At 69.5% G+C, this 26,761-nt stretch carries 27 protein-coding genes and 6 pseudogenes; 20 read left to right on the top strand and 13 right to left on the bottom strand.

Annotation, left to right across the window (positions count from 1 at the left end; genetic code table 11):
- The coding region (locus ACFP2V_RS27535) for a recombinase family protein (RefSeq protein WP_381217905.1) at window positions 1-989 on the bottom strand (989 nt) is incomplete at its 3' end.
- Window positions 990-1,267: 278 nt separating this feature from the next.
- Window positions 1,268-1,969 carry a reverse transcriptase domain-containing protein gene (locus ACFP2V_RS27530; protein WP_465269210.1) on the bottom strand — a complete coding sequence of 234 codons (702 nt, stop codon included), beginning with the start codon at window positions 1,967-1,969 and terminating at the stop codon, window positions 1,268-1,270.
- Window positions 1,970-2,730: 761 nt separating this feature from the next.
- Here ACFP2V_RS27530 and ACFP2V_RS27525 point away from each other — a divergent pair.
- A complete protein-coding gene (locus ACFP2V_RS27525; protein WP_381217903.1) occupies window positions 2,731-3,645 on the top strand; it encodes an RNA repair domain-containing protein in 915 nt (304 codons plus the stop codon).
- Window positions 3,646-4,040: 395 nt separating this feature from the next.
- On the opposite strand, the pseudogene ACFP2V_RS27520 reads toward ACFP2V_RS27525, so the two are convergent.
- Window positions 4,041-4,805 (bottom strand): annotated as a pseudogene (locus ACFP2V_RS27520) (IS6 family transposase).
- A gap of 167 nt (window positions 4,806-4,972) precedes the next feature.
- Window positions 4,973-5,998 (bottom strand): glutathione S-transferase family protein, encoded by a 1,026-nt coding sequence (locus ACFP2V_RS27515; protein WP_381217901.1) that lies wholly within the window; start codon window positions 5,996-5,998, stop codon window positions 4,973-4,975.
- Between the two features lie 238 nt (window positions 5,999-6,236).
- Here ACFP2V_RS27515 and ACFP2V_RS27510 point away from each other — a divergent pair, with 238 nt between their 5' ends.
- From ACFP2V_RS27510 to exaC, 5 genes are all read left to right on the top strand, one after another.
- Complete coding sequence (locus tag ACFP2V_RS27510; protein ID WP_381217899.1) at window positions 6,237-6,365, top strand: hypothetical protein; 129 nt, start codon at window positions 6,237-6,239, stop codon at window positions 6,363-6,365.
- A 199-nt stretch (window positions 6,366-6,564) separates the two neighbouring features.
- Window positions 6,565-6,864 carry a hypothetical protein gene (locus tag ACFP2V_RS27505; RefSeq protein ID WP_381217897.1) on the top strand — a complete coding sequence of 100 codons (300 nt, stop codon included), beginning with the start codon at window positions 6,565-6,567 and terminating at the stop codon, window positions 6,862-6,864.
- A gap of 256 nt (window positions 6,865-7,120) precedes the next feature.
- Entirely contained in the window at window positions 7,121-7,729 is a 609-nt protein-coding gene (locus ACFP2V_RS27500) for a TMEM175 family protein (protein ID WP_381217895.1), read from the top strand.
- 541 nt (window positions 7,730-8,270) lie between these two features.
- Window positions 8,271-9,548, top strand: coding sequence for a GAF domain-containing protein (locus ACFP2V_RS27495; protein ID WP_381217893.1), 1,278 nt, complete (start codon window positions 8,271-8,273; stop codon window positions 9,546-9,548).
- A 102-nt stretch (window positions 9,549-9,650) separates the two neighbouring features.
- Window positions 9,651-11,174 (top strand): acetaldehyde dehydrogenase ExaC, encoded by a 1,524-nt coding sequence (gene exaC / locus ACFP2V_RS27490; protein ID WP_381217891.1) that lies wholly within the window; start codon window positions 9,651-9,653, stop codon window positions 11,172-11,174.
- 255 nt (window positions 11,175-11,429) lie between these two features.
- Here the strand turns inward: exaC and ACFP2V_RS27485 are convergent.
- Window positions 11,430-11,669, bottom strand: a pseudogene (locus tag ACFP2V_RS27485) (IS5/IS1182 family transposase); the annotation flags it as partial.
- Window positions 11,670-11,763: 94 nt separating this feature from the next.
- Between ACFP2V_RS27485 and ACFP2V_RS27480 the strand changes: the two are divergent.
- From ACFP2V_RS27480 to ACFP2V_RS38730, 5 genes and pseudogenes are all read left to right on the top strand, one after another.
- Window positions 11,764-11,913, top strand: a complete 150-nt coding sequence (locus tag ACFP2V_RS27480) for a hypothetical protein (protein ID WP_381217889.1) — start codon at window positions 11,764-11,766, stop codon at window positions 11,911-11,913.
- Between the two features lie 780 nt (window positions 11,914-12,693).
- Entirely contained in the window at window positions 12,694-13,929 is a 1,236-nt protein-coding gene (locus ACFP2V_RS27475) for a threonine/serine exporter family protein (protein WP_381217887.1), read from the top strand.
- Window positions 13,930-14,113: 184 nt separating this feature from the next.
- On the top strand, window positions 14,114-14,542 hold the full coding sequence (locus tag ACFP2V_RS27470) for a hypothetical protein (RefSeq protein WP_381217885.1): 429 nt from the start codon (window positions 14,114-14,116) through the stop codon (window positions 14,540-14,542).
- Between the two features lie 10 nt (window positions 14,543-14,552).
- Window positions 14,553-14,741: a hypothetical protein gene (locus ACFP2V_RS27465; protein WP_381217883.1), complete on the top strand. Its 189-nt coding sequence runs from the start codon at window positions 14,553-14,555 to the stop codon at window positions 14,739-14,741.
- Between the two features lie 178 nt (window positions 14,742-14,919).
- Window positions 14,920-15,120: pseudogene (locus ACFP2V_RS38730) on the top strand (ISAzo13 family transposase); the annotation flags it as partial.
- Between the two features lie 47 nt (window positions 15,121-15,167).
- Here ACFP2V_RS38730 and ACFP2V_RS27455 read toward each other — a convergent pair.
- Window positions 15,168-16,160 carry an LLM class flavin-dependent oxidoreductase gene (locus ACFP2V_RS27455; RefSeq protein ID WP_381217878.1) on the bottom strand — a complete coding sequence of 331 codons (993 nt, stop codon included), beginning with the start codon at window positions 16,158-16,160 and terminating at the stop codon, window positions 15,168-15,170.
- A 154-nt stretch (window positions 16,161-16,314) separates the two neighbouring features.
- Window positions 16,315-16,491, bottom strand: coding sequence for an NAD(P)-binding domain-containing protein (locus ACFP2V_RS27450; protein ID WP_381217876.1), 177 nt, complete (start codon window positions 16,489-16,491; stop codon window positions 16,315-16,317).
- Window positions 16,492-16,710: 219 nt separating this feature from the next.
- Between ACFP2V_RS27450 and ACFP2V_RS27445 the strand changes: the two are divergent.
- The 4 genes and pseudogenes from ACFP2V_RS27445 to ACFP2V_RS27430 all read left to right on the top strand — a co-directional run.
- Window positions 16,711-17,418: pseudogene (locus ACFP2V_RS27445) on the top strand (IS6 family transposase); the annotation flags it as partial.
- 225 nt (window positions 17,419-17,643) lie between these two features.
- A complete protein-coding gene (locus ACFP2V_RS27440) occupies window positions 17,644-17,913 on the top strand; it encodes a hypothetical protein (RefSeq protein ID WP_381217872.1) in 270 nt (89 codons plus the stop codon).
- Between the two features lie 53 nt (window positions 17,914-17,966).
- The gene (locus ACFP2V_RS27435; protein WP_381217870.1) at window positions 17,967-18,254 is read left to right on the top strand and encodes a hypothetical protein; all 288 of its coding nucleotides are present in this window, start codon (window positions 17,967-17,969) and stop codon (window positions 18,252-18,254) included.
- Between the two features lie 132 nt (window positions 18,255-18,386).
- On the top strand, window positions 18,387-18,593 hold the full coding sequence (locus ACFP2V_RS27430; protein ID WP_381217909.1) for a DUF2231 domain-containing protein: 207 nt from the start codon (window positions 18,387-18,389) through the stop codon (window positions 18,591-18,593).
- A 524-nt stretch (window positions 18,594-19,117) separates the two neighbouring features.
- Here ACFP2V_RS27430 and ACFP2V_RS27425 read toward each other — a convergent pair.
- Window positions 19,118-19,336, bottom strand: coding sequence for a uracil-DNA glycosylase family protein (locus ACFP2V_RS27425; protein ID WP_381217868.1), 219 nt, complete (start codon window positions 19,334-19,336; stop codon window positions 19,118-19,120).
- Window positions 19,337-19,833: 497 nt separating this feature from the next.
- Here ACFP2V_RS27425 and ACFP2V_RS27420 point away from each other — a divergent pair, with 497 nt between their 5' ends.
- Both ACFP2V_RS27420 and ACFP2V_RS27415 read left to right on the top strand, forming a co-directional pair.
- On the top strand, window positions 19,834-20,196 hold the full coding sequence (locus ACFP2V_RS27420) for a DUF488 domain-containing protein (RefSeq protein WP_381217866.1): 363 nt from the start codon (window positions 19,834-19,836) through the stop codon (window positions 20,194-20,196).
- Window positions 20,197-20,348: 152 nt separating this feature from the next.
- Window positions 20,349-20,756 carry an STAS domain-containing protein gene (locus ACFP2V_RS27415; RefSeq protein WP_381217864.1) on the top strand — a complete coding sequence of 136 codons (408 nt, stop codon included), beginning with the start codon at window positions 20,349-20,351 and terminating at the stop codon, window positions 20,754-20,756.
- A gap of 53 nt (window positions 20,757-20,809) precedes the next feature.
- On the opposite strand, the gene ACFP2V_RS27410 is transcribed toward ACFP2V_RS27415, so the two are convergent.
- The 3 genes from ACFP2V_RS27410 to ACFP2V_RS27400 are packed head-to-tail and all read right to left on the bottom strand — an operon-like array spanning window position 20,810 to window position 22,513.
- The gene (locus tag ACFP2V_RS27410) at window positions 20,810-21,157 is read right to left on the bottom strand and encodes a carboxymuconolactone decarboxylase family protein (RefSeq protein WP_381217862.1); all 348 of its coding nucleotides are present in this window, start codon (window positions 21,155-21,157) and stop codon (window positions 20,810-20,812) included.
- Window positions 21,150-22,115: a 2-oxo acid dehydrogenase subunit E2 gene (locus tag ACFP2V_RS27405; RefSeq protein ID WP_381217860.1), complete on the bottom strand. Its 966-nt coding sequence runs from the start codon at window positions 22,113-22,115 to the stop codon at window positions 21,150-21,152. The genes ACFP2V_RS27410 and ACFP2V_RS27405 overlap by 8 nt, the downstream gene beginning before the upstream one ends.
- Window positions 22,112-22,513, bottom strand: a complete 402-nt coding sequence (locus ACFP2V_RS27400) for a glyceraldehyde 3-phosphate dehydrogenase NAD-binding domain-containing protein (RefSeq protein ID WP_381217858.1) — start codon at window positions 22,511-22,513, stop codon at window positions 22,112-22,114. Before ACFP2V_RS27400 ends, ACFP2V_RS27405 begins: the two co-directional genes overlap by 4 nt.
- A 182-nt stretch (window positions 22,514-22,695) precedes the next feature.
- Here ACFP2V_RS27400 and ACFP2V_RS27395 point away from each other — a divergent pair, with 182 nt between their 5' ends.
- A complete protein-coding gene (locus ACFP2V_RS27395; RefSeq protein WP_381217856.1) occupies window positions 22,696-22,962 on the top strand; it encodes a hypothetical protein in 267 nt (88 codons plus the stop codon).
- Window positions 22,952-23,706: pseudogene (acnA, locus tag ACFP2V_RS27390) on the top strand (aconitate hydratase); the annotation flags it as partial. The gene ACFP2V_RS27395 and the pseudogene acnA, both read left to right, overlap by 11 nt.
- A gap of 62 nt (window positions 23,707-23,768) precedes the next feature.
- Here the strand turns inward: acnA and ACFP2V_RS27385 are convergent.
- Entirely contained in the window at window positions 23,769-25,085 is a 1,317-nt protein-coding gene (locus ACFP2V_RS27385) for a PP2C family protein-serine/threonine phosphatase (protein ID WP_381217854.1), read from the bottom strand.
- 346 nt (window positions 25,086-25,431) lie between these two features.
- Here ACFP2V_RS27385 and ACFP2V_RS27380 point away from each other — a divergent pair.
- Window positions 25,432-26,145 (top strand): annotated as a pseudogene (locus tag ACFP2V_RS27380) (IS6 family transposase).
- Window positions 26,146-26,371: 226 nt separating this feature from the next.
- Here ACFP2V_RS27380 and ACFP2V_RS27375 read toward each other — a convergent pair.
- Window positions 26,372-26,683, bottom strand: a complete 312-nt coding sequence (locus ACFP2V_RS27375; protein ID WP_381217907.1) for a transposase family protein — start codon at window positions 26,681-26,683, stop codon at window positions 26,372-26,374.
- Window positions 26,684-26,761: the final 78 nt, after the last annotated feature.

Below are 26,761 nucleotides of genomic sequence, written 5' to 3'. Positions count from 1 at the left end.
CGGTAGTAGCCGTAGCCGCAGACCGCGCAGGCGGCCAGGCCCTGGAGCAGGGAGGGGACTTTGCTGTTGCGGGCGGCGAACTTCTTGTTGTCTTCCAGCCGCTGCGCGGCCCGCTCGAAGGTGACGCGGGAGATGATCGCAGGGACGGGGATGGCGATCCACTCCTGGCGGGGCTGCTCCACGGCCTTGACCGCGCGCGGGGTGGTGCGGCCTTCCAGCCGGGCCCGGCGGTTGAGCCCCGCGCTCTCGTGGACGATCTTCGTCTTGCCGAAGACGGCGGTGCCCGCATAGGCGGGGTTGCGCAGCATGCCCCACACCACGCTGCGGTCCCAGCGCCTCTTGCCGGTCCGGGTGGGGGTGCCGGTGGCAGTCAGCCAGCGGGTCAGCCCGGCGATGGAGGCGCCGTCGTCGGTGTAGCGGCGGAACAGCTCGGCCACGATCGCCGCCTCACTCTCGACGATCTCGTAAGTGGCCCCGCACTCGGGGGTCTTGCGCCGGTAGCGGTAGCCGAACGGGGCCCCGCCGAGGACGTTGACCGACCCGGTGCGGGCCCGGTAGGCCTTGCCGCGCCGGTAGCGTTCCATCAGCTGGGCCTTCTCGTACTCGGCGAACATGCCCTGGAACTGGATGAGCAGCTGGTCCTCGGGGCTGTCGCCGCGGGGGCCCTTGACGAACTCCACCCGGGTGCCGACGCGGGCGAACTCCTCGATCAGCAGGGCCTGGTAGGCGAACTTGCGGGCGAGCCGGTCCGGCGCGTAGCACAGCACCACATCCACCGCAGCCTGGGCGACCAGGTCCCGCAGCCGCTCCAGCCCGGGGCGCACCAGGGTGGCCCCGGAGTGCCCCTCGTCCTCAAAGATCCACTCCTCGGGCAGGTCATAATGCAGCCGGGCGGCGTGCGCGCGTAGCGCCGCGGTCTGTGATCCGATCGTCCGGTCCTTCTTCTGCCCGGCCGAGGAGACCCGGGCGTAGACCGCCGCGCTCGTCATGGTGCGGCGCTCCTTCCTGGCCGGTCCGCCGCAGGCGGGCCCGCCGCTGGGGTACCAGGAGGGCGTAGGCCGCCGAGAGGTCCTCGGCCGCCAGGCGGTCGAAGACGCACTCGGTCTCGACCCGTGCCCTGTTCATCGCCGTACTCGCCGGGCTGTCGCCTCGGCCCCCCGCAGAGGGCTCTGGCCGCCGGCACCAAGACCACTGGCCATGGACCGACCGTACCGCCGGCCACCTCAGCCGCCCTCCGCCCGCTGCGGCCGTTCCAGCCGCCGGTAACTCAGCGTGACATCGAAACAGAAGTTGCCCACTGCGTTGGGGGCGTGAGGATGCCGCCCTGCGGGGTGCCGGTCAGCGTCTGCCTGCTCTGGCCGAGTTCCGTGAGGACTCCGGCCTTGAGGAAGGCTTTGACCAGCGCCAGGACACGTTTGTCCTTCACCCGGTGACGCACTCGGTCCATCAGGGCCGTGTGGTCGATCGAGTCGAAGCACGCCTCGATGTCCGCATCCAGCACCCAGCGGTATCCCCGGGTGCCGAAATAGTGGATCTCGGCGATGGCGTCCTGGGCCCGCCGTCGGGGCCGGAACCCATAGGAGACCGGCGTGAAGCCAGCCTCGAAGATCGGTTCCAGCACCAGCTTCAGCGCCGCCTGAACGACCCGGTCCCTGATCGTCGGAATCCCGAGCTTGCGGACCTTCCCCGAGCCACCCGGCTTGGGAATCATGCGTTCCCGCACCGGCAGGGGACGGAACGAGCCGTCCTTGAGGGCGGCTCGCAGGTCGTTCAGGAAGCCGGGGACACCGCTCGTCTCCTCGACGTCGGTGGCGGTCAGGCCGTCGACGCCGGGAGTCCGGGCTCCCCGGTTGCCCGCGACCCGGTCGAACGCCACCAACAGCGTCGCCGGGTCGTGCACGAAGTTGAACAGGTCATCGAACCGGCGGCCGGGATCGGCCACCGTCCAACGGTGAAGCTTGGTCTGCATCTCCAGTACCCGGGCCCGAGGACCCGGAGCTCCGCCATTCGGCGGGGCGTCTTCCGGCATTGCAGCATCCTTCCCTTCTCGATACCGCTGCCGCCCTTCCCCATGTGGCCGGCTCTCCCGGCCTCGGAGTACTACGGCGGCTCCGCCCCGTCCCCAACCGATCAGCGGTCGATGCGCCCAGCCCCCGGCAGCCCGCTGGAAACGAGCGGCGGGGGCGAGGTTCGGGACGGTTCCCGTGTTCACTGTGGTTCGCTCGATGAAGGAGGAGCCCGACTGTGTCCCTGCGGCATCGCCACGAGTACGCCGCAGACATTCCTCGTGGCCTCCCGGCCGGCTTCTGTATACCGACCCAGGAGTTGGCAGACCACCCGAAAGGATGACCCGCATATGCACCGCTTCCGGCCTACATCCGCCAGGTTCGAGCCGGTGTCTCTTTGAGAGACGTAAAACGCCGGTTCCTCGCGTACTCCTCTCCACCACGCTTGCCGGACCCGCCCCATCTGGCAGTACTGGTCACGTCCCGGCGTTGTCAGGGCCGCTCTCGCCCTCCCCGGCATCACCCGGATCAGGCTGCCCTCAGCTTCAACCCGACTGCTGCGACAGTGGGTTGGTGCAGGTCTTTCACCTCCACTCGAACCAACAGCGCCTCACGGCGCAAACCGAATGTGAGACAGAGCCGTCGACCGTACAGACCCCGTCGAGGACAGGACGGGCGGCACCCTTGGAGGAAGAGAAGATGTGAAGGCGGGAGAGGAGGCGTGATGCGAACCAGCGATGAGATCTATCACCGGGTTCGCTGGGACCCGCGGTTCGACCCGGCTCGGTTCGTGCTGGGGATCCGCCGGCGCGGGGATGGCTTCGAACGCATCCCGCTGCCCTCCTTCATGCCCGGGGGCGACATTCCGTGGCACCGGGTGGTGTTCATCGAGGCGGACGGCGAGCTGGTCTGGGACCGGGCCACGGGCGTGGACCGCATCGACCGGTCGGGTGCCGGCCGGGTGCGGCGTCCGCAAGCGGACCTGAGCTTCGACACGAGCCCCGGCAGGGGCGAGCCCGCCGACGTCCTCGATGTGCCCCCGACGGCCCGCACGGCGGTGGCCTGGATCCCGCCTGCGGAGCTGTGGCCACCGATCCAGGACATCCGCCGGGAGCACGATCCGCAGATCCACCGGTGGCCGCCGCACGTCAATGTGCTCTTCGGCTTCGTGCCGGAGTCCCACTTCGAGCGGGCTGCCCCGCTGCTTGCCGCGGCGACGGCCGACACACCGGTCTTCACAGCCCGGCTGGACGGGGTGCGTACCTTCCGGCACAGGGCGTACTTCACCGTGTGGCTCGACCCGACGGCGGCAGGCAAGGCGCCGTGGGCGGACCTGCAGCGCCTACTGCAGCAGCGGTTCCCGCGCTGTCGTGGGCCCGCCAAGAATTTCACCCCCCATCTGTCCCTGGGCCGGACCCGGGACCCGCGGCGAGTCACCGCCGAATGCGCCACCCGGCTCGACGCGATGACAGCGACGGTCTGGGAACTCGTCCTGCTCTCACGCGGCGGCGACGGACCGATGCGGCCACGGGCCACGATCGCTCTGCGAACGGGCGAGGTCCGCCGACTGCCCGGGCCCGGCCCCGAGGCGCCGGGCCCGGAGGACACGGCATGGCTCTCCCCGATCACCGACAGGTGAGGCCATGGCCAGGTGGGGCAAAGGATTGAGAAGCCATCCGCAATCCGAACTTCGTCTATGACTTTTCGCTGCTCAGGCATGGTTCGCAGGATTCTGCGGCAGGGTGTGGCGTCTGATCGTCGAGGTCGAATGGGGAGCGCGATGCCGCCGCCGCTGGGGTTGCTGGAGAAGCGGCGGGATGCCGCTCAGGTACTGGTGGAACGACTCGAGGGTGAACTCGCCGAGGCGAGGGCGATGCTGGAACGCCGGGTGGTGACGATTGAGGAGTTCGTGGAGGCACTGGCCCCGAAGGGGACGCCCTGGCGGGGCCCGGACGTTGTCAAGTTGTCCATGGCGTGTCTGGCTGATGGTGTGTCAGGGGGTGGTGGGGCCGGGTGCCGGGTGCCGGGGCCGTCTCAGGCCTCGGTGGGCGGACCGGTGCTGCCGGTGAGCTGGTTCCAGGTCTCGAAGCGGCGGTGCATCTCGGCGCGGTACCGAGGGGCGGTGAAGCGGTGGCGTCGGGGCCTGAAGTGCGGTGAGGTCGCGCTGAACACGGACAGGAACCGCTGTGTCCCGGTGGTGGAACGGGAGCCCTTCAGCGCGTGTTCGCGCTGCCGGGTGGGCCGGCGAGAGTTCTCCGCCCGGTTGTTGAGGTACTTCGGCTGCCGGTGTTCGACCGAGGGCATCAGCTCCCGGTGGGCGACGCCGTAGGAGCGGAGCCTGTCGGTGACCATCACCTGGGGCATCCGGCATTGCTTCTTCATCAGCTTGGCCGGGAACCGCTTCGCGGCCGCCGCGCCGCGCCGGGACCGCACCAGGACTCCAGCGCGTTGCCGTCCTGATCGACCGCGCGCCACAGGTAGTGCCGCACCCCGTTGACCTTCACGAAGACCTCGTCGAGGTGCCACTTGTCGCCGGCCCGCGGCCGGCGGCGCAGCCCGGCGGCGCAGCACGGCGGCGCACTCGGGTCCGAACCGGGCACACCATTGCCGGACCGTCTCGTGGGAGACGAGCACGCAGCGGGTGAGCAGCAACTCCTCCACCTCGCGGAAGGAGAGCGGGAAGCGGTGGTACAGCCACACCGCGTGCGCGATGATCCCCGCCGGGTACCGGTGCCCCTTGGACGACGGCGACGCGCTGTCCACGGACGCCCCTCCCAGCGTGACCGACCAGAAGATCATCCCACCCGGTCAGTCAACGGGACAGTGCCCGATGGGCCTGTACGCCAAGGGCAGCTTCTTCTTGGTCTTCTTCTTCGCCACGTGGATCTCCCGGATCGGTCGCGTCGGTTCCGTATGGATCAGTCGAATCGCTGCGCACCGGTTCGGTGCCCGGGTGGGTCCGAGCATCAGGGGCGGCCCCGCGCGGCTGTCTCCTCGTCCGCGCGGGCCGGCCCCGGCGGCGTCCCGTCGCCGAACGGCCGGCCGCCCAGGCCCTCGCGGTGATGGGGCGCCGTCCAGCCGGACAGATCGGGGCCCAGGGGCACGATGCCGGTCGGGTTGATGCCGGTGTGCACCTGGTAGTAGTGCCGTTTGATGTGGTCGAAGTCGACGGTGTCGCCAAAGCCGGGCGTCTGGTAGAGGTCGCGGGCGTACGCCCACAGCACCCGGTTCTCCGTCAGTTTCCAGCGGTTGCATTTGAAGTGGCCGTGATAGACGGCATCGAACCGCACCAGCGTGGTGAACAGCCGGATGTCCGCCTCCGTGATCGTGTCGCCGACGAGGTACCGCTGCCCCGCCAGCCGCCGCGCCAGCAGTTCCAGCCGCCGGAACACGCCCGCGCACGCCATCTCGTACTCCTGCTGCCCGGTGGCGAAGCCCGCCCGGTACACCCCGTTGTTCACATCGTCGAACACCTCTGCCATCACCGCGTCGATCTCGTCGCGCCGCTTCTCGGGATACAGGTCGGGCGCGCCTGCGCGGTGCAGTGCCGTCCACTCGGTGGCGAAGTCGAGAGTGATCTGCTGGTAGTCGTTGGTGACCAGCCGGCCGCCGGCCACCTCCACGATCGCGGGGACACTCACCCCGCCCGGGTAGTCCGTCTCCCGCCGGTCGTACGCCTCGCTCAGATACCGGATGCCGAGAACCGGATCACGGCCGTCCGGGTCCAGGGTGAAGCGCCAGCTGCGGTCGTCCTGGACCGGGTCGGCGACGGCCAGGGACAGCGCGTCCTCCAGACCGAGCAGCCGCCGGGACACCAGCGCCCGGCTCGCCCACGGGCAGGCACGGCTGACGACGAGCCGGTAGCGCCCGGCCTCCACCGGCCATCCATCCCTGCCGTCCGCGGTGATCCGGTTCGCGAAGTGGGCCCTCGACCGCTTGAACGTTTTCCGGCCGTAGGCGTTGTTGCCGCCGTCCCCCTCGTCGTGGCTCATGATGTCCTCCTCCTCGTCGCTTCGAACCCGTGTGACCACGTTCCCCGTTTTCGGCGGTCGGCACGGTGTGACCAGGGCCGACCGGGGCAGTCGGCCGAGGTGAGTACACGATCGGATCGCAGGACCCGGGTCACCGTCCTGGTCGCACTCGCAGACCTGGTCGGACTGGGTCTATGTCGTCGCTTTCGTCCTGGATGCGTACTCGCGTCGGATCGCGGGCCGGCAGGCCGTCATCCACATGCGCACCGACCTGCCGCTGGACGCGCTGAAGACGGCCCTGTGGCGGCAGAAGATCAAGGAGGGCGCCGGCCTCATTCATCCAGGTCGAGCGGGCCGTTTTCCAGTGGGTCGCGTGGTGCAACGGTGAACGACTTCACTCCGCCATGGGCCACGTCCCACCCGGCGAGTACGAGCAGGCGTACTGGGCGAGCCTGGAGGAAGCCCCGCAGACCGCTTGGCCACACGGTCGTGGGCTCTGCGAAACTCGGGACAGCTCACTCTTCCGCCGCTCGGCGTGGGTGGATCCGGTGCGGCGCATGGGACTCCCCGGTGACAGGATCGGTGTTATGGACACCGAAACGGACTGGGTGTACCGGGTGTTCGAGCCGCACGGCTCCGAGGGCTGGCGCCCCTACGGCAGCGACCCCGAACGGTGGCAGGGTGTGATCACCGCCTCCGACTCGACCGAGGGCGCCAGGCACGCCATCGGCCGCATCGTCGGCGATCTGATGACCGAGTGGGAGAGGACCGGCCTCCACCACGCGATGCACGTGCGGGTCTTCCTCTGGCACGACGAGGCGGGCGACATGGAGCAGGCGGACTTCATCGTGGAGGTCCGGCCCCGGTCGGACCTCGACGCAGCGTGATCTCCGGCGCATGAGGCTCCTCACGGTGACAAGCTCGGTGTGATGGCCACCGAGAGGTCGTGGGCGCACCGGATGGCGGAGCCGCACGACTCCGCCGCCACGACCGCCTCGGCGGAGTGACCCATGAGTACCGACACGCAGCCTGACCAGCGCGGACGGGATATTCGGCACCTATGCGCGTACGCGGTCCGGATGATGACGCCCCGAGGGTCGACGCTGTGACCGGCCTGGAGCCGTGCGCCATTAGCATCGGCCCATGCCGACCGAGCGGATGGAAGCGTTCAGCGACGGGGTCATCGCCATCCTGATCACGGTCATGGTGCTCGAGCTACCCACCCCGCACGGCACCACTTGGGCGGCCCTGCACGACGCGCTCCCGGTGCTGCTGACCTACGTGCTCAGCTTCGTCTACCTCGGCATCTACTGGAACAACCACCACCACATACTGCAGGCGACCGACCGGGTGAACGGGCTGATCCTGTGGACGAACCTGCACCTGCTGTTCTGGCTCTCCCTGATCCCCTTCACCACGGCCTGGATGGGCCAGAACCACTTCGCCGCCGTCCCCACGGCCGCGTACGGCATCGACCTGCTCGCCGCTGCCCTGGCCTACTACACACTGCAGAAGACGATCATCCGGGACCAGGGTGCAGAGTCCCTGCTCGCCACCGCCGTGGGTAGGGATCTGAAGGGCAAGGTCTCGCCGCTGCTGTACGCGAGCGGCATCGGCCTGTCCTTCCTGAACGACTGGCTCGCGGTGGCGATCTATGCCGGCGTCGCGCTGATGTGGCTGGTCCCCGACCGGAGGCTCGAGCGGACCATTGCCCACAGACCGACCCCGGGCCCGGGTGAGTCCGCCCCCTGACTCCCGCGGCGTCACGACGGCAGGGGCCTCCTGTCCCCCAGCGGGGCGAGGGCGGGCGGCGGACTCGGCCGGGGTGCCGGTAAGCGGCCCCCATTGCCGTACGGGGGCATCTCACGGGCGTGGAGATGCCGAAGAGACCGGCGGCCAGGTTGTCGGCCTGGTCCTGTCGCAGTCCGTCGAAGAACGTCGCGGCCTTCTTGAGCTCGTCCTCCGGCAGCCGCTTGGGCGTTGTCACGTTGTTGAGTGTGTGAATGCCTGATGGTGTGTCGGGTGTGGTGGGGCCGAGCTCCGGTTCCGGACTCAGGCCGCGGTGGGCGGGGCGGTGGCGCCAGTGATCTGGTCCCGGATGGCGAAGCGGATGGTCATCAGATGGTGCCGGTCCGTCAAGGGGCGTCACCGGTTGTGACCGTCCGTTCAGCGAACACGCGTACGGGAAAACCGGCCGACGGCAGCGGGAGGCCATCGCCCCCGTCGAAACGGTTGTCGCCACGTACACCCCGGGCGACGATGTTCCCAGCGCATCGCCCTGCGGGAGGCCACGTTGACCGATCCCTGGGTAGCCCTGGAACCGGGGGCCGACCCTGCCGAGCGCGTACGCGTGCTGCACCGGGCGCACGAGACCTTCACCGAGGCCGGCACGGTGCCGCGCCCGGTGCGCGGCGTGGTCGCCGACTCGTGGCGGCGCTCGGCACGCGCCGGGGTCCACCCGGACGGTACCGCCGACATCGAACTGACGGACGGCGACCTCGGGGCCTGGCGCGCCGAGCACCCGCTGGCTCATGTGATGCCGCTGTTCCGGGAGTTGATGGGCACGTTCGCCTCCGACGGTCGGCATCTGCTGGCGGTGTGCGACGTGCACGGCAGACTGCTGTGGGTCGAGGGGCACACGTCGACGCTGCGACAGGCGGGGCGGATGAACTTCGTGCCCGGCGCGCGATGGGCGGAAAGCGCGGTCGGGACGAACGCGCCGGGCACGGCGGTCGCCGTGGACCGTCCGGTCCAGGTGTTCGCGGCCGAGCACTTCGTGCGGCGCGTGCAGCCGTGGACGTGCGCGGCGGCCCCCGTGCACGATCCGCACACGGGGCGGCTGCTCGGTGCCGTGGACATCACCGGCGGGGACGGTCTCGCGCATCCGCACAGCCTGGGCTTCGTACAGGCCGTGGCACGCGCAGCGGAATCCCAGCTGGCGCTGCTCGCCCCAAGACGCCCGGACAGCGGTGGGCCCGGACTGGCGACACTGGGCCGCGACCAGGCCGTGCTGACGGCAGGTGGCCGCAGTGTCCGGCTCAGCCGCCGGCACAGCGAGATCCTCGTCCTTCTGGCCCGGCGCCCCGACGGCCTGACCGGCGACGAACTGCTGTGCGCCCTGTACGAGGACGAGTCGGTGACACCGGTGACGCTGCGCGCGGAACTCGTCCGGCTGCGTCAGGTGCTCGGCCCGGGACTGCTCGCGTCGCGCCCCTACCGGCTCACGGCGCCCCTGGAGTCGGACATCGCCGCCGTCGAACGTCGGCTGGCGGCCGGCGCGGTCACCACAGCCCTGGCCGCCTACGCGGGCCCACCGCTGCCCGCCTCCCAGGCACCGGCGGTCGTACGGCTCAGGCGTCGCCTCGCCGACGGCCTGCGCGCGGCACTGATCGCCGGCTCGGACGCCGACCTGCTGGCCGACTGGGCCCACGCGCCGTGGGGCGAAGGGGACCTGGACGTGTGGCGGGCACTGGTCACGGTCCGGCCGACGGCATCGAACCAAGCCCATCTGGCCTCACTCGAATCGGAGTTGGCGGTCCCGAACGGCTGGGCCCGCCTCGAGGACCGGTAGCGCCGTTGCCCATCCGCAACGTGGATGCAACGTCCGCGTCCTTACGCTCCGGCGCAGAGCTGCCCAACGGCGGGCGGCCCTGCTGAAGGAGGCCAGTTCCACATGACCCGTTACACGGCGCCCGGAAGCGAGGGCGCGATCGTCTCCTACCAGCCCCGCTACGACCACTTCATCGGCGGGGAGCACGTACCTCCGGTCAAGGGGCAGTACTTCGAAAACCCGAGTCCGGTGAACGGGCAGCCGTTCACCGAGGTGGCGCGCGGTACGGCGGAGGACGTCGAGGCGGCACTCGACGCGGCCCACGCGGCCGCACCCGGCTGGGGGCGCAGGTCGGCGGCCGAGCGGTCCGACATCCTGCTGAAGATCGCCGACCGCATGGAGGCCAACCTGGAGTCACTCGCGGTCGCGGAGAGCTGGGAGAACGGCAAGCCCGTACGGGAGACCCTGGCGGCCGACATCCCGCTGGCCATCGACCACTTCCGCTACTTCGCCGGCGCCGTGCGCACCCAGGAGGGCTCGCTCAGCGAGGTCGACGACGACACGATCGCGTACCACTTCCACGAGCCGCTGGGCGTCGTCGCCCAGATCATCCCGTGGAACTTCCCCATCCTGATGGCGACGTGGAAGCTCGCGCCCGCCCTCGCCGCGGGCAACGCGGTCGTCCTCAAGCCCGCCGAACAGACGCCGGTCTCCATCCACTACTGGCTGAGCCTCGTTTCCGACCTGCTGCCGCCGGGTGTGCTGAACATCGTCAACGGCTTCGGCCCGGAAGCCGGAAAGCCGCTCGCCTCCAGTCCGCGGGTGGCGAAGGTCGCCTTCACCGGCGAGACGTCCACAGGACGGCTGATCATGCAGTACGCGGCCGAGAACCTGAAGCCGGTCACGCTGGAGCTGGGCGGCAAGTCGCCGAACATTTTCTTCGACGACGTGTGGGAGAAGGACGACGAGCTGCGCGACAAGGCCCTCGAAGGGTTCACGATGTTCGCGCTGAACCAGGGCGAGGTGTGCACCTGCCCCTCCCGCGGACTGATCCAGCGCGGTAACTACCCCGACTTCCTGACCGCGGCCGTCGCCCGCACCGAGCTGATCAAGCCCGGGCACCCGCTCGACACCGACACGATGATCGGCGCACAGGCGTCCAGCGAGCAGCTCACCAAGATCCTGTCCTACATCGACATCGGTCGGCAGGAGGGTGCCAAGATCCTCACGGGCGGCGAACGCGCCGATTACGACGGTGACCTGAAGGGCGGTTACTACGTGCAGCCGACCATCTTCGAGGGCGACAACCGGATGCGCGTCTTCCAGGAGGAGATCTTCGGCCCCGTTGTCTCGGTGGCCTCGTTCGACGACTTCGACGACGCGATCGAGATCGCCAACGATACGTCGTACGGTCTCGGCGCGGGCGTGTGGACCCGCGACATCAACACGGCCTACCGCGCCGGCCGCGCCATCCAAGCGGGCCGTGTCTGGACGAACTGCTACCACGCCTACCCCGCGCACGCGGCGTTCGGCGGCTACAAGCAGTCCGGGATCGGCCGGGAGACGCACAAGATGATGCTGGACCACTACCAGCAGACGAAGAACCTCCTCGTGTCGTATTCGCCGAAGAAGCTCGGTTTCTTCTAGCCGCGGCAGAAGGGCGCCTGAACTCGGTTGAAGCCCGGCAGGCGCCCTTCTCGACGCGTCAGGGAATCACCGGCAGCCGGGGCGGCGGCACTGTCCGAGCAGCTGCTTCCGCTCCTGCCCTACTGGCCTCGATCCTGCATGACGGTCCGTCGACTGAGTCGACGGACCGTTTTGCTTTGTATGGCTGACGTCGGGCAGGCCGGCGGCCCGGTTGTCGCGCCGGGTGGGCGCCGGGTTCCACTGGTCCGGGTCGGGTGCTGCTGTCGTCGGGACGGGGAAAGTGCCGGTCCGCCGGTGCAGCGTCAAGTTCGTGCGCCAGTACGCCGTGACCAGCAGAACGCGGTCCTCCAGAAGCAGGCCCCACGGCCGGCCTCGACGCACGGCATCCGCTCCCTCACGGCGCAGGGCGGTCACCAGTTTGCCGAAGGAGCGCAGGCTCAGCCCGGTGAACAGGCCTGTCCAGGACGGCTGCGACGCCATGATCACACCGGCCACGCATTGATCATTCCACCGCGGCTTGGGCTCCTCGTCCAGCTTCCCGACCGCCGGCCAGACGGCGTCGCCACCAGAGATCAGAATGCCACTGCCGATGAGTGGCGAACGGATCCGGCAGTGTGCGCTCGACATACCTGGCATCCAGGACACGCACTCGGCGTTCAAGCTCGGCGCGGGGTCTGGGAGGCAACTGCCGCACGACCTCCTCAAGCACGTCACGAGCGTGCCGTACGTCGTCGAATGAACAGCCGCGGCAGGAACACTCCGCATCCTGCGGATACAGGGGCCGACGTCCCGCTGGTCGCAGAAACGCTCGATACCGCCGCAGCGCACGGTCGGTGACACCGGGGGAGACGTAGTAGTCGCCCGAGAGTCTCTCTACTCGATCTATCGCGACGCTGGTTCGGGCAGAGAGGCCGTGGATCCGGTCTGGAGGCAGGCTCCACGCGACACGGCGAGACTGTTCAGCGCGCAGTGCGCCGGGCCGCTTACGTGGCATCGGCCTTTCGGTACGTGGGCATGAGCATCATCATGCCAGCGTCTATGGTCCGCTGACGCCCAGGAAGCCACATCTGGCATCGGCCTATCGCTCCCAGGACTCCACCCGCATGTCATCCGGGGTGGAGTAGCGGGACAGCCCCTTAACTTTTCGTTTATGGTCCCGGTGCCGAACGCCCCTCGAACTTGAGCCGTGCTTTCGCAGTTCAGCGGAGACGCTGGCGGCCTTGACGACGGACGCCCGCTGCTCGCGGACCGCAGTCCTTGCCGGGGAGCTGGAGGACAGCGGCCGCACTGCCGTACTGGTCACTGTCTGCGGCATGTCCGTGGGCGTACTCGGCATCGCTGACCGGCTCCGCGGCGAGGAGGTGCGGTCGATGCAAGAGCCCGAGGAAGCGCGGCCGGACACAGGACGAATGGGCCGTTCGGGTGACAGGGCCGTGCTGCTCGAGATGCCCAGAGTCAGCCGTCCGTGTAAGCAGGAACTCCTGGCCCCGGAGCGAGGATGCGGGCGTTGGAGGCGGGCGTGGAGCAGCGATCGGTCGCGGATCTCGACGGCCTCACGGCGTTCCTGGCCCGGCTGACCGGCCTGCTGCTGCGCTCGTCCGGCGAGGGCGCCCATCTCGTCGAGCGAGCCGTGGCCGACAGTGCCCGTGCCTTCGGCTGTGCCGCGTCCCTGCTGCTGGTGCCGGAGGCGGCGGTGCTCACGGTCACCGCGGCGGACGGCGGTACCCGCGTCGTCATCGTGCGCGGCTTCCCGGAGGTCTTCCGCCTCGACCAGGTCGCCGCGCTCAAACCGTTCCTCGCCGACGTGCGGGCAGGCCGGATCAGGCTCGTGGAGGCCGACCGCAGGCTGGTGGAGATCGAGGGGGCGCCGATGCCGTACCCGTGGTGGCTGAAGTTCCTCGGCATCGTGCTGTTCGCGCTGGGTTTCGCGCCGTTGATGCAGCCCACCTGGTACGAGATCGCCACCACGGCCGTGCTGGGCGCGCTCGCCGCGGCTCTCGCGGTCACCGCCGACCGCGTGCCCCGGCTGCGCCGGTTCCTTCCGCTCACGGTGTCGACGGCGGTCTCCGTCGTCACGATCGAACTGTTCGCCGACGGCCCTGCGCACGGCGGTCCCGTCCTGCTGATGCTCCCGGCGCTGTTCTACTTCGTCCCCGGCGACTACTTGAGCGCGGCGACCGCCGAGCTGGTCGCCGGTCTGATCACCACCGGTGCGATACGGCTCGTCTACTCCGTCTTCCTACTGGTCCAGCTGTATGTCGGTGTTCTGCTCGGCGTCCTCTTCGCCGGCTCCTCCCCCCACGCCCTCTTCGACGTCGCCGCCCACTCCGATCTGCCCCGGTGGGCGCTGTTCCTGGCCTGGATCGTCTTCACAGCGGGCACCCTGCTCGCCTTCGCGATCCCCCTGCGCTTCTTCTGGCCGCTGCTCCTGCTCGTCTACGTCACCGTCGGCGTGCAGTCGGCGTTCACGAAACTCGCCGGGCAGACGGGCGGCACCTTCGTCGCCGCGGTCGCCCTCGCCGCCGCGGCCACGCTGATCGCGCGCGGGCCGCGCCGCCCGCCCCGGCTGATCCTGATCCTGCCCGGCTTCTTCACGCTCACCGTCGGCTCCCTCGGCATGCGCGGCCTGACCACTCTGGCCGGCGGCTACGTCGAGGGTTTCCAGGACCTGCTGAAGCTGGTCACGATCGTCACCGCCCTCGCCATCGGCCTGGTGGTCGGCGAAGCACTCACGCAGGGGCACGGCGACACGTAGACGAGGCGGCGCCATGACCCACCCACTGGCAGCCTTCACCGCGCAGGACTACGCAGCCCGCACGGGCCGGGCCACCCGCAGCACGGCCGACGCCGGTCTCGCCGGTGCGCAGCGCCCCGATGAACCGCGCCTCTGCGCACCTGGCCCTCCCCAACGACGTGCAGTCTTTCACCCCGGTCAGGATGTGGCCTCACCCAAGAACGTCCCCGGCCACCTGTCCCTGGCGCCGCAGCCGTTCACCGTCCTGCCCCCCGGCGAGCGACTGCGGGCCGCAGCGGCGGTACTCAACGCCTGCGAGCGGGTCGCCATCTGCGCGGGTGCGGGTGCGGGTGCGAGTGCGGGTGCGAGTGCGGGAGCGCGCGGCGCCGGCGAGGCGCTGGAGCAGGTGGCCGAGGTGCTCGGTGCGCCGATCGTCAAGGCGGCCCTGGGCAAGGACTGCGTGCCGGACGACAGCCCCTACACCACCGGCGGCATGGGTCTGATCGGCACTCGTGCCTCGCACGAGGCGTTCGAGACCTGCGACGGGTTCCTCATTGTGGCTCCTCCACTCCGTTTCACGAGTTCTGGCCCAAGCCGGACCAGGCCGCGGGGTGCAGATCGACCTCAACGCTGACCGCATCGGCATGCGCTACCCCGTGGAGGTCGGCTTGGTCGGCCACGCCCAAGCCGACCTGGAACGTCTGCTTCCCCTGTTGGAGCGCAAGAGCGACCGCTCGTTCCTGGAGCGCGCCCAGGCCACCTACCGGCGGTGGTGGGAGCTGATCGGTGAGCAGGCCGCCGGCTCGGGCACCCGATGCGGCCCCAGGCGGTGACCTGGGAACTGTCCAAGGCACTGCCCGACGGCGCGGACTCGACCAACCACGCTCGACATCCCGTACACCCCGCACACCAGCTCCGACCAGCGCGGATGGGGTTATCGGCAAGTGCAGGGCCAGGTGTCAGGCTCGCGTCTGACTTGTTGTCTCTGCCATGGGTCGGGGAAACTTCGGCATGCTCAAGAGCCGCTGGGATGTTCCTCAACCGCCACTCGCGGCACTCCTGGGCACCTCCAAGGCGCTGATCGGGGCGTCCGTCGCCCGCGAGGCCACCTGAGTCCTCCAGGCCCTTGACCGCACCATCCCCACTGGCGCCATCACCGTGACCACGGCCGACCAACTCGCCGCCATCGCCGGCCACGCGCTGAGCCGATGAACCCGTACCCGGAACCGAGGAGTTATTTTCAACAGTTCCCTGGCCCGTCAGGCGGATGCCTGTCCGCTGATTTCCGCCAGCAGCTCCAGCGACCTCAGCCAGGCCTTCCTGTCGATGACCGAGGATACGATGATCAGCTCGTCCGCCTGGGTGAGCTCGGTGAAGCGGCCCAGGTAATCCTTGACCTCGGCGGGGTTGCCGACGGCGGTGTACTGGAGCATTTGCAGAACCTGCTGTCCGGCGGTGGTCTCGAGGATCATGTCCGCCTCCTCCGGCGTGAACGTCCGGCCGCCTCGGCCGAGCATCTGGGTCACGCGGTGGCGCTTCGTGGCGTGGAAATGCTCCTGGGCGTCTTCCGTCGTGTCCGCCGCGATGACGTTGACGCCGGCGATGACGTACGGCTTGTCCAGTTGCGCCGACGGCTGGAATTCGCGTCGGTAGAGGGCGACAGCGTCCCGCAGCGCGTTCGGGGCGAAGTGGGAGGCGAAGGAGTACGGAAGCCCGAGCGCGGCGGCGAGCTTCGCGCCGAACAGGGACGAACCGAGAATGTACAGCGGCACGTTGGTGCCCTTGCCCGGTGTGGCGTCGACACCTGGGATGCGGGACTCGCCTGCCAAGTAGCCCTGCAGCTCCAGCACGTCCTGCGGGAAGGTGTCCGCCGACCCGGGGTCGCGGCGCAGCGCACGCATCGTCTGCTGGTCGCTGCCCGGTGCCCGGCCCAGGCCCAGGTCGATGCGGCCGGGATGCAGCGTCGCCAGGGTTCCGAACTGTTCGGCGATCGGCAGCGGTGCGTGATTGGGCAGCATGATGCCGCCGGCGCCGAGGCGGATGGTCCGCGTATGCGCGGCGATGTGCGCGATGAGCACGCTGGTCGCCGAGGACGCGATGGTCGGCATGTTGTGGTGTTCCGCATACCAGATCCGCCGGTAGCCCCACTCCTCGGCGTGCTGGGCCATGGTCACGCTGGCCTGGAAGCTGTCGGCGGCGGTTTCGCCCTCGCCGATCTGCGCCAGGTCGAGGATGGAGAGTGGGACGGTCACGGGTAGCAGACCTCTCGGAGAGACAGACACCGGTACGTGGAGCGGGCACGCCGAATGCCGACCGTGCCCGTATCCGGGAACACTGACGAAGCCCGGGATATTTCGGCGCCACTGTCCACCGGCCCGTGGGAGGCATCGAGCGGCAAGTCGGTCGCTACCGCGGGGACGGTGGCGGGAAGGGGACGGTCACATCCGGGCTGCGCTCGAAGGGGACGGACAGGATGACGACGTCCTCGCCCTGGGCGGCGTCCTCCGCGGTCGCCGCGCGCGCCCCGAATTCCAGCGCGGCGGCGTCGCCGGTCTCAGGGCCCCGGGAGTTCGCCCCATGCACGTCGTGTCCACCGGCGCCGAATGCGCGCGCCGGCGTCGCCCCGATCACCCTGCGCCGATGATGCCAAGTTGCATGTTTTGTCCTTCCGCGGTTCACCGGTCTCCAGCGGAGGCGGTGCGGCGAGGCGTGCGTGGGGGCAGGGCCGCGAGCGCACTCCGCAGGTCCTCGAGGTGGGCGGCAGTCCGTTGCCGGAGGAAGCGGACGGCGCTCTACTCCATCGTGGGGAGCGCATCGCCCTCGTACCAGGGGCACCGGCACCCGGTCGAGGTCATCTCCCCCTGCGTGTGGCTGTACTTCCGCTTCCCGCTCAGCTTCCGCGAGGCCGAGGAGCTGATGCCTGAGTACGGGGTCGTCGTCTCCTGCGAGACCGTCCGCCGCTGGTGCGCCACGTTCGGGCAGGCCTACGCCGGCGCGCTGCGTCGCCGCCGGCCCCGGCCCGGGGACACGTGGCACCTGGACGAGGTCTTCATCAAGATCAACGGAGAACGGAAGCACCGGTGGCGGGCCGTCGGCGCCGACGGCACCGTCCCGGACATCCTGGTACAGAACCGCCGGGACACCGCCGCGGCCCGACGCTTCTTCCACAGGCTGCTGAAGAAGACCCGTACCGTGCCGCGGGTGATGGTCACCGACCAGCTGCGCTCCTATCGAGCGGCCCACCGAGAGGTCATGTCCTCCATGGAACACCGTTCCCACCAGGGTCTGAACCACCGGGCGGAGAACTCCCCTCAGCCGACGAGGCAGCGGGAACGCGCGATGAAGGGCTTCCGCACAGTCGGCAGAACCCAGAGATCCCTGTCCGCGTTCAGCCAGATCTCACCGCACTTCCGGCCACGCCGCCACCGGATGACCGCCCCCGGCTACCGCACCGAGATGCGTCACCGCTTCGCCATCCGGGACCAGATCACCAGCGCTGCCGGCCGGCCCCACCACGGCCTGAACCCAGGCCCGTACCACGGGCCCCACCATGCCACGGCGCACCGTCAGGCACCTGCAAACCCAACAACGTGACAGCACCTTCAAGGCGCCGGCCGTCTCACCGGACACCCCCCGCCGGCCTGCACCATCCTTGCCCTCGGCGACGGCCCGGCACTGCGCATCCTGCGGGTGCTCGACACCAGCTGCGCCCGAGGACACACCACGATCTTCTCCGTGACGGGCCCGCGCGTGGTCGGGCAGTTCGTCGGCTCCGGCAACCTGAACGAGCTGTTCCCGACCGTCTCCCTGGTGCTGGCCGGCCGTGCAGGCGGTATCCGCCACGGGCTGCTCGCCGGGCTCGAACTGCTCCCGATGCGGCACGAGGCAGTCGGCCCGATCAACGTCCGGCGCCGGGCGTCCTATCTGTTCCTGCGCTACCGACTGCCCGGCCGGCACCCCTCGTCCGGCGATCGGCGCCCGGGACACACCGGGGTTGCACGGTGAACCAAGCCGCGTGCGCCGTGATACTCAACGGCATCAACGGGTAGTCGGCCATCATGCCTGAGCAATTTCAGATCGAGCCGATGGGCGATCACGACTATCTGGTGCGCGCCCGGTACAGCGGCGGCGTGATCGAGTCGCGGTTCCAGGCGAGCCCGGCCGTCGTCGGCGAACTCGATGCGGCAGAGGCCGACGAGCAGCAGGTGATCGAGGAGACCGCCCTCTATCTTGCCGAGCGGCAGCCGGTCATGGACCTGCCTCCGCTGGTCGACCTCGACGATGTCGCCGCCGCCTACGGTGATCACTACATCAAGGAAATGAGCCAGCGCCTGACGGGCTCATGAGGCGCCGGCCATCATCCTGATCCCGCCGGATCGGGCACCGCGTCCGGCACGGTCGCGGATCCCACCGGCACACGACGCTGAAGAAAGCGATCGACACCTCCACAACGGGGACTCACTTCTTCGGGAGGCTTCCTGTACAGCAAAGCCACCATCGCCGGTCACCCCGTCCACCCCACCATGCTGGTCGGCTTCCCGGTCGCTTGTTACACCGGAACCCTTGTGGGCTTCGCCGTGTATGCGGCCACCGGGCACCAGTTCCGGCTCAACCCGGCGATCGCGCTGAACGTCGTGGGCGTCGGCAGCGCGCTGCTCGCGGCGCTTCCCGGCTTCGTCGACTGAGCCTTCGGTATTCCGCGCGGCTCAGCTGCCAAGACCGTCGGTCTGGCCCACGCCGGCCTCAATGTCACCGCGCTCGTGCTGTTCGCCGTCAGCCTGGGGATGTACGTCACCCACTGGAATGGCCCGGCCACCGGGGCCCCCTCGATCTCGCGCTCACCTCGGCCGGTGTCGCCTGCACCGTCGCCGCCGGCTTCCTCGGCTGGGTGCTGGTGCCGGACTACCACGTCGGCATCCGTCTCACCCCGACGCAGGAACGCGACGAACTCGCGGTGCAGAACGTGCATCGCATCGGTGCCCACGGGAGCCATGCGGCCTGAGCTCCGGCCCGGCTCCCGCAGCCGTGGAGGTGGAACGAAAAATGCCACCGGATACGACTTCCCGGGGCAGGGCTCCGTAGGTGGTGCTGGGCCCCGATCTTGTGATCCTCGGCGTCGACGACACGTACTGCCATGCCACCCGACGTCCTCGGGAGGACCTGTGGTCGGGCAGTGCCTTCCCACGCCCGGAATCAGAAACAGGCAATGTCAGGGTGGCGTGCCGGCCTGCGGGGGCTGCCGCTCCAGTGGCAGCCCGGTGATCACGGTGCTCCGGTGCAGCACGTCGTGCAGCATGCCGGGGGGCGGAGTCCGGGGGGACATGTCGCGCCGGCTGGGGTGGTATCCGCCGACCAGGTGCACCTGCCGATCACCGGCTGCGTCGGTGAGGAGGGTTTCGGCACCGTGCCCGAAGGCCGGGCGGGGCACCGGTGGAGATCCGCCCGGTGCGGTTTCCGTCGTGCGCGGTCGGGGCCCGACCGACGATCATCGGCGGTGCGTCCGCCGGGCTGAAACCGGGCACGGGACGCGCACAGTACTTCCCGTCCCGAAACGCCCTGCGCTTGACCCTGGTGACCTCCTCCTGCCAGGCCAACAGGCGCGGGCACGCCCGGCAGGGGGGCCATCACCGTGTCCAGTTCGCCCGGGGAACTCACCCGGGGAGCCGTTTGCGCGGGAAAATCGGGTGACTCGGGCAGGGACGTCTGCTGGGCACATCGTGTTCCTCGTCAATACGCCGTACGGAACGCCGCCGCTCTGTACCGGGGCGCCGGTTGCGCCGGCTGACCCGGCAGGATCCCGACGGGTCAGCATGAGCTGTCCTCGATAAAATGGGCGAGTCGGGATCATCCGCTTCACAGCAGGACACGGGGCTGCCCGCTCCGCCCAGGGCCGGGGCGGCCGACCGATCCGGAAGGGCAACCACGATGGCCAAACAGATCACCTATTGCAGGGTTTACGAGGAGACGGCGCCGAAGGACGGCAAGCGCGTGCTGGTCGACCGGGTCTGGCCACGGGGCATGCGCAAAGAGGACGCGCATCTGGACGAGTGGCTGCGTGATGTCGCCCCCTCCAGCGAACTGCGCAAGTGGTACGGCCACGAGCCCAGCCGCTTCACCGAGTTCCGACGCCGCTACTTGGCAGAGCTGCGCGACGCCGGGCACCGCGAGGCGGCCGGGCAGCTGCGTGACCTGGCGGCGCACGACAAGCTCACGCTGCTGACCGCTACCAAGGATGTCGACCACAGCCAGGCCGCAGTCCTCGCGGAGTGGCTGGCCAAGAGCCGGTGACCAGCACGTGAGACGCCGGTGGCGGTCACCGCCGTTCACGCTGACTCGCCCTTGTCCAGGTCGTGATCGGGTACGGGTCGGCCGTCTCCGCCGCACTGTGCCGGGCATCGTGCGCTGCTCACTTCGGCGGCAGAGACTGAAGAGGGATGGCAATGCGAACGAACATCATCCGGCACGAGAGCATGATGGTGAGCTACGACGTGATCAACGGCTGGAGTGTTGTCGAGGTCGACGGTGAGGTGGACGTCCGCACCGCCCCCATGATCCGGGAAGGAGTGCTCAAGCTCCTCGATGAGGGACACCGCCACTTCGTCCTGGACCTGGGCTTTGTCACCTTCATGGATTCGATGGGGCTGGGCATGATCGTGGCGATCACCAAACGCATCCGTGAACACGAGGGTTCGTTGCGTATCGCGTCCGTCTCCGGCCGGATGCTGAGAATCTTCGATCTGAGCGGCATGCGCGAGAGCTACGAGATCTACCCCTCAGCAGCGGAAGCGACGCAATTCGCTCCGACGCCCGGCAGCCTCGCGCACTGGCCGCATCCCTTCTCCGGCTGAGGAAAGCCGCTTCGCCGAGCTGGGTGTCCAAAGTCCGGCATCCTGTGACGGGTTCACGGATGCGTATGGGGTGCAGTCTCCTGCATGGCGTGCAGGGCGAGGGTGGAGTGGGCGTAGGCACCGCCGGCGCGCATCTCGACCGCGACCCAGATCGCTTCCATGATCTCCTGTGGGCTGGCGCCCTTGCGCTGAGCGAGACGGGTGTGCCCCTGGATGCAGTACGGACACTGGGTCACGTGGGCAACTGCGACGGCGATCAACTGCTTGGTCTTCTCCGGCAGCGCGCCTTCCACGAAGACGGCGCGGCTGAAGTTGTCGAACGCCTCGTTGATGGCCGGAGCGAGTGCGGCGCGGCGCTGGCCGATCTCAGGGGTGGCCGGATGGTAGACGGCTTCACTCATGGTGTTGTCTCCGCTTGTTCGGGTCAGGGTCTCGGGCGGGCGCGTCCCGTCGGTCGGGCGAGCGGGCAGAGTTGCTGTGCGTGCTGCCGAGGGGCAACTGCGCTGCCTGGTCCGGCTGTAGAGCGAGGTCACCGCCGTCCTCCTGCACGACGATGTGCATCGGCTGTTCGAGCAGTGCCTTGAGGTCGGTGAGAAAGACGGCGCCGATGGGCCCGTCGAGGGCCCGGTGGTCGATGGACAGGGTCAGGGCCATCACCGTGTCGACGGTGAGTTCGCCGTCGCGGACGACTGGTTCATCCTCTCGGCGGCTGTGCGGGGCAGCCCCGCGCCAGGTCGGGTGGTGGAGGTGCTCACGGGGGCTGGCTGACGCCCAGGACGGACAGGGCTTCGCGGACCATCTGGTGGGTGAAGCCCACTCGTTGTCGTACCAGCTCATGATCTTGACGAGGGTGCCGTCCACCACCCGGGTCATCGCGGCGTCGATGACCGAGGCTCTGGGGTCGCCGATGATGTCGGTGGAGACCAGCGGCTGCTCGGAGACGGCCAGTACATCGCGGTGGCGGTCGGTGTCGGCCTCCTGACGGAAGATGTCGTTGACCTCCTCGGCGGTGGTGGACCGGGTGGTGACGGCCACGATGTCCGGGATCGGGCCGACCGGCACCGGAACCCGGATCGCCACCCCGTCGAAGCGCCCGGCCAGTGCGGGAGGCGCCCGCGGGGCGGCCTGTGCCGCCCCGGTGGATGCGGGAACCATGTTGACGCCGGCGGCGCGGCCGCGCCTCACGTCCCGGCTGGGACCGTCGACCAGCTGCTGGGTGGAGGTGTAGGCGTGGACGGTGGACATGATCGCCCGTTCGATCCCGATCCGGTGGTCCAGTACCTCGACCACCGGGGTGATGCAGTTGGTGGTGCAGCTCGCGCAGGAGACGACCTGCAGGCCGTCCGGGGTCTGGTTCACGCCGTGCACCACGGTGGCCACCGTCTCGGTCCGGGCCGGCGCGGACAGGATGACGAAACGCGCCCCGCCTGAAGGTGGCGCCGCAGCTCCTCCTCGCGGCGGAAGGCTCCGGTGCACTCCAGGACCAGGTCGATGCCCAGTTCCTTCCACGGCAGCCGGGCCGGATCGCGTTTGGCGTACACCGGCACCGGGTGTCCGTCGGTGTCCAGACCGCCGTCGGTCGCCGTGACCGTGTTGCCGTAGCGGCCGTAGACGCTGTCGTGTGCCAGCAGATAGGCGAGGTTGTCCACCTCGATGAGGTCGTTGACGGCCGCCACTTCCAAGCCGTCCACATAGTGGAGGATCTTCAGCGTGGCACGGCCGATACGGCCGAGCCCGTTGATGGCGACCTTCGGCATCCCAGACGTCCTTCCGGTGTTCGCTGGTGCTCTCTGCCCGTCGTATCACCGCTTGAGTGCCCCGGCTGGCGGGCCTACGCCATCCGCGTGCGGGTATCCGCACGACTCGTCCTTCGTACGGCATGGGGAAACCGTGCTTGACCGGATCGGCAGCCCCAGCACCGGTGAAGGGAGGCCAGGTCATGGGGGGAGCAGGCGCCTCGGCGGGCATCCGACCTCCCGGACGGGCCACGGTCGCCGCGTGGACGCTGCGCAAGGAGCGCTGGTGGGCCTTTCCGTCGGTCACCTTCACCGTCCTGGCCCTCTTCGTGGCCTACGCGACCCATGCGGCGCCGGCGAACCGCGACTACTACGCCGCCCCCTATCTGTCACCGTTCTACTCACCGTGCCTGTCCACCCACTGTGGGGCAGTGCCCGTTTCCACCTCCGTGCGCCGGCCCGTACTTTGACGGCATGAGCCGCACGCCGCAGCCGCTCGCGGACATCGAGGGCGCCCGCGTCCTCGTCCTGCTGGGCGACTCCGTCACCACCGGCCACACCTCATCCGCAGTCGCCGTCAAACGCGACTCCCCGGCCGGCCGGTACCTTGCCGAACACGGCGTCGCGCCGAAGGAGCTCAACTCCAACGGTTTCAGGCGCGGCAACCACGAGGTGATGATTCGCGGCACATTCGCCGACATCCGGCTGCGCAACCTGCTCGCGCCCGGCACCGAGGGCGGCGTCACCCGCCACCTGCCCGACGGAGAGCAGACCACCATCTTCGACGCCCCGTGCGCTACGCCGACGAGCAGGTCCGACTGCTGGTGATCGCGGGGAAGGAATACGGCTCTGACCCCTCGCGCGACTGGGCTGCCAAGGGCACCGCCCTGCTGGGCGTGAAGGCAGTGCTCGCCGAGTCCTACGAGCGCATCCACCGCTCCGACCTCATCGGCCTGGGCGTCCTGCCCCTGCAGTCCGCCCCGGAGACAGCCGCGAATCTCTCGGCCTGACCGGCGAGGAGACCTACACCATCCGCGGCCTGGCAGGCAGCGAGGCCGATGGCCTGCCGCGCGAGGTCACCGTCACCGCCGACGGCCCCGTCGGCACCCATCCGGTTCACCGCGCGGGTACGCCTCGACACCCCCACCGAAGCCGACTACTACGGCCACGGCGACATCCCGCCCTACGCCCTGCGCACCCTGCTGCCCTCCTGACCGCCTCCCGTCAGTCCAGTGCCCCGCCGAGCCGGCACGCCAGGAGGCAGGGTTCAGGTCTCTCAGCGTGCCGGGCCGTCCGAGGGCGTGCGCAGGGCGAGCACGGCGACATCGTCGTCGAACACCTGCCGGCTCCGGCTGATCAGAGCGTCGCACAATTCCTCCAGCGGGGCCGTGGCCAGGCGGGCGGCCTGCTCGGCCAGGTCGTCCAGTCCGATGTCGATGTCCTGGTCGTGGCGCTCGACCAGCCCGTCGGTGAACAGCAGCAGGGTGCTGCAGGGCGGAAGGGGGTGTTTGTGGCTGAACCGGGGGACGGACGCCTCGATGCCCACCGGAATCCCGTGACGGGCGGGTGCCAGGTAGCGTGTGCCGCCGTCCGCGCCGACCAGCAGCGGCGGCAGATGCCCGGCATTGCTCCAGCCGAACGTGTACTGCCCTCCCTCTCCACCACTGCGCTCGATGCGACCGAACACCAGGGTGGCCGTGGGCAGGTCGGCGAACATCGTCAGTGCGCGGTCCAGCCGGGACACGACCTGGTCGGGCGGCCCGCACCGGTCGAGGGCGATCGCCCGCAGCATGTTACGGATCTGCCCCATCAGCGGAGCGGCCTCCACGTTGTGGCCGGTCACGTCGCCCACCACCACACAGGTGGCGCCATCGGGCAGAACCATGGCGTCGTACCAGTCCCCACCCAGCCTGGGCAGCTCGGAGGCGGGCTCATAACGGGCGGCGGCCTGAAGTGGCGCCAGGTCGGGAAGGACCGGCAGCATACGGCGCTGGAAGTGCTCGGCGGCGCGTTTGAGGTGCTCGTACAGGCGGGCGTTTTCCAGGCTGACGCCCGCGGCACTGGCCAACGCCGTCAGCAGGCCCTCGTCGTCGTCATCGAAAGGCGTACCGTCCATCTTGTCGGCGATGTAGAGGTCACCGTAGACCGTGTCGCGCACCATGAGCGGAACGCCCAGCAGCGTCCGCATGACCGGGTGCCCGGGCGGAAAACCGGCCGAACGAGGGTGCGTGGACACATCCGCCACCCGCAACGACTCCCGGTCGTCCACCATGGTGTGCAGCAGGCCATGCCCCTGCGGCAGGCCCATGACAGCGCACGCCTTCGGATCATCGATGCCCACGGTGATCAGGTCGATGACCTTGCCGCTCTCGTCGAGCACACCCAGTGCCCCGTAGCGCGCGGCAACGAGGTCGGTGGCCGCTTCCACGATGCGGTGCAGCACGGTGCGCGTCTCCATGTCGGTGCTGACCGCCCCGACCGCGTCCAGCAGATGCCGCAGCCGGTGCCGGTCCAGAGCACGCTGCGGCGGCCGCGCGACCGCGCCGCCCCTGGCCCGGCCCCGCCCCCATCGCTGCGATGGATTGTGCGCCATGGTGCTTCCTCCCGGCGCCGTTGGACGCCGTCATCATGCCGCCCTGGCTTGTCACACTACGCGCCCACCTGACCGGAAGCAGGCCGCAGCGGTGCGTCAGCTACTCACGACCGAGAAGGCCGCCGCGTCCGGCGCCCCCGCCCCGCCATGCCGACCACCCGTGGAGCAGGGGCAGGGCACGATGACGACGGGGCAGTGCGCGTGGCGGGCCATCCACGCCGGTACGGACCCGACGAGGTGGTGCAGCCGGTGCTCTGGAGCGTCGAGCACCAGTGCGTCGGACACTGTCACGTTGACTGACCGGGTGGGGTGATCTTCTGGTTGATCGGGCTGGGAGGGGTCGTCCGTGGGCAGCGCGCCGTCGTACGGGGGGCATCGGTACCCGGTCGAGGTGATCTCGCACTGCGTGTGGCTGTACTTCCGCTTCCCGCTCGGCTTCCGTGAGGCGGAGGAGCTGATGCCCGAGCGCGGTGTGGTCGTTTCCTATGGGACGGTGCGGCGCTGGTGCGCCACGTTCGGCCAGGCTTACGCGAACGGACTGTGCCGCCGCCGGCCCCGGCCCGGGACAAATGGCACCTGGACGAGGTCTTCGTCAGGCTCAACAGGGAGCTGAAGTACCTGTGTCGGGCCGTCGACCAGGACGGCAACGTTCTCGACATTCTCGTGCAGAACCGGCGGGACACCGCCGCGGCCCGGCGGTTCTTCCGCGAACTGCTCAAGAAGACCTGCTCGGTGCCGCGGGTGGTTGTCACGGACAGGCTGCGCTCCTACGGCGCGGCCCACCGTGAGGTCATGCCCTCTGTCGAGCACCGGCAGTCGAAGCACCTCAATAACCGGGCGGAGAACTCTCGCCGGCCCACTCGCCGGCGTGAACGCGCGATGAAGGGCTTCCGCTCGGTCGGCGGGGCGTGGCGGTTCCTGTCCGCGTTCAGCGGTATCGCACCCCCACTTCCGGCCCCGCCGCCACCTGATGAGCGCGCACGGTTACCGAGCCGAGAGGGCCATCCGCTTCGCGATCCGGGGCCAGATCACCGGCGCCGACCGGCCCACCACGGCCTGAACACAGGACCGGACCGCAAGCCCACCACGCCCCCGGCACACCGTCAGACACCGACCCACCCGACAACGTGACAGCACCTTCAGCCGAGGAGCCCGCGGGGCACTCAAGATCACCTCCAGCTCCTCGGCCGTGAAGACCGCGTCGCACGCCGCACCGGACCTGCCATCGCGGTCACCCACCAGGAACCGCAAAGACTCCCTGCGCCTGCCCGGGGCGGCACCGAAAGTCACCGCCCGCCCGCTCCCGGGCCGGGTGGGCGGTGACTTTCGGTGCGGTGCGGGCGCCTCGGGCCGTGCTCGAGGAACACCGGTGCGTACCGCCTCGGGCCGAGCGCGGTGCCGGGGTGGAGGAAGTCCGCAACCTGCTCGGCGAACGTCACAGCGGTGCAGGCGGGGTTCTCGCAACGGAAGCGGCGGACGCACAACTCGATCACGACGCCGAGACCGCCGACCGCGGCGTCGTGCAGCTGCCGCACATACCGGCCATGCACCCGCCCAGAGCTCCGACCACATCTGCAGGTCGCGGTCGCTGTCCGCACCCGCGTCCCCAACACGATCCCGCCCGGCCGCCGGTCAACCTCCTCGATCTGCAACGCGGACAGATACGGGAACAGCCC

The organism is Streptomyces incanus (assembly GCF_042656345.1).
GTDB lineage: Bacteria > Actinomycetota > Actinomycetes > Streptomycetales > Streptomycetaceae > Streptomyces > Streptomyces incanus.
This window is presented reverse-complemented; position numbering and strand designations above follow the sequence as displayed.

Excerpts from the sequence above, each read along its gene's own strand:
- ACFP2V_RS27530 (WP_465269210.1), bottom strand. The coding sequence starts at position 1,969 with ATGCAGACCAAGCTTCACCGTTGGACGGTGGCCGATCCCGGCCGCCGG.
- ACFP2V_RS27525 (WP_381217903.1), top strand. The coding sequence starts at position 2,731 with ATGCGAACCAGCGATGAGATCTATCACCGGGTTCGCTGGGACCCGCGG.
- ACFP2V_RS27515 (WP_381217901.1), bottom strand. The coding sequence starts at position 5,998 with ATGAGCCACGACGAGGGGGACGGCGGCAACAACGCCTACGGCCGGAAA.
- ACFP2V_RS27510 (WP_381217899.1), top strand. The coding sequence starts at position 6,237 with ATGCGCACCGACCTGCCGCTGGACGCGCTGAAGACGGCCCTGTGGCGG.
- ACFP2V_RS27505 (WP_381217897.1), top strand. The coding sequence starts at position 6,565 with ATGGACACCGAAACGGACTGGGTGTACCGGGTGTTCGAGCCGCACGGC.
- ACFP2V_RS27500 (WP_381217895.1), top strand. The coding sequence starts at position 7,121 with ATGCCGACCGAGCGGATGGAAGCGTTCAGCGACGGGGTCATCGCCATC.
- exaC (WP_381217891.1), top strand. The coding sequence starts at position 9,651 with ATGACCCGTTACACGGCGCCCGGAAGCGAGGGCGCGATCGTCTCCTAC.
- ACFP2V_RS27480 (WP_381217889.1), top strand. The coding sequence starts at position 11,764 with ATGAGTGGCGAACGGATCCGGCAGTGTGCGCTCGACATACCTGGCATC.
- ACFP2V_RS27465 (WP_381217883.1), top strand. The coding sequence starts at position 14,553 with ATGCGCTACCCCGTGGAGGTCGGCTTGGTCGGCCACGCCCAAGCCGAC.
- ACFP2V_RS27435 (WP_381217870.1), top strand. The coding sequence starts at position 17,967 with ATGCCTGAGCAATTTCAGATCGAGCCGATGGGCGATCACGACTATCTG.
- ACFP2V_RS27420 (WP_381217866.1), top strand. The coding sequence starts at position 19,834 with ATGGCCAAACAGATCACCTATTGCAGGGTTTACGAGGAGACGGCGCCG.
- ACFP2V_RS27415 (WP_381217864.1), top strand. The coding sequence starts at position 20,349 with ATGCGAACGAACATCATCCGGCACGAGAGCATGATGGTGAGCTACGAC.
- ACFP2V_RS27410 (WP_381217862.1), bottom strand. The coding sequence starts at position 21,157 with ATGAGTGAAGCCGTCTACCATCCGGCCACCCCTGAGATCGGCCAGCGC.
- ACFP2V_RS27400 (WP_381217858.1), bottom strand. The coding sequence starts at position 22,513 with ATGCCGAAGGTCGCCATCAACGGGCTCGGCCGTATCGGCCGTGCCACG.
- ACFP2V_RS27395 (WP_381217856.1), top strand. The coding sequence starts at position 22,696 with ATGGGGGGAGCAGGCGCCTCGGCGGGCATCCGACCTCCCGGACGGGCC.
- ACFP2V_RS27385 (WP_381217854.1), bottom strand. The coding sequence starts at position 25,085 with ATGGCGCACAATCCATCGCAGCGATGGGGGCGGGGCCGGGCCAGGGGC.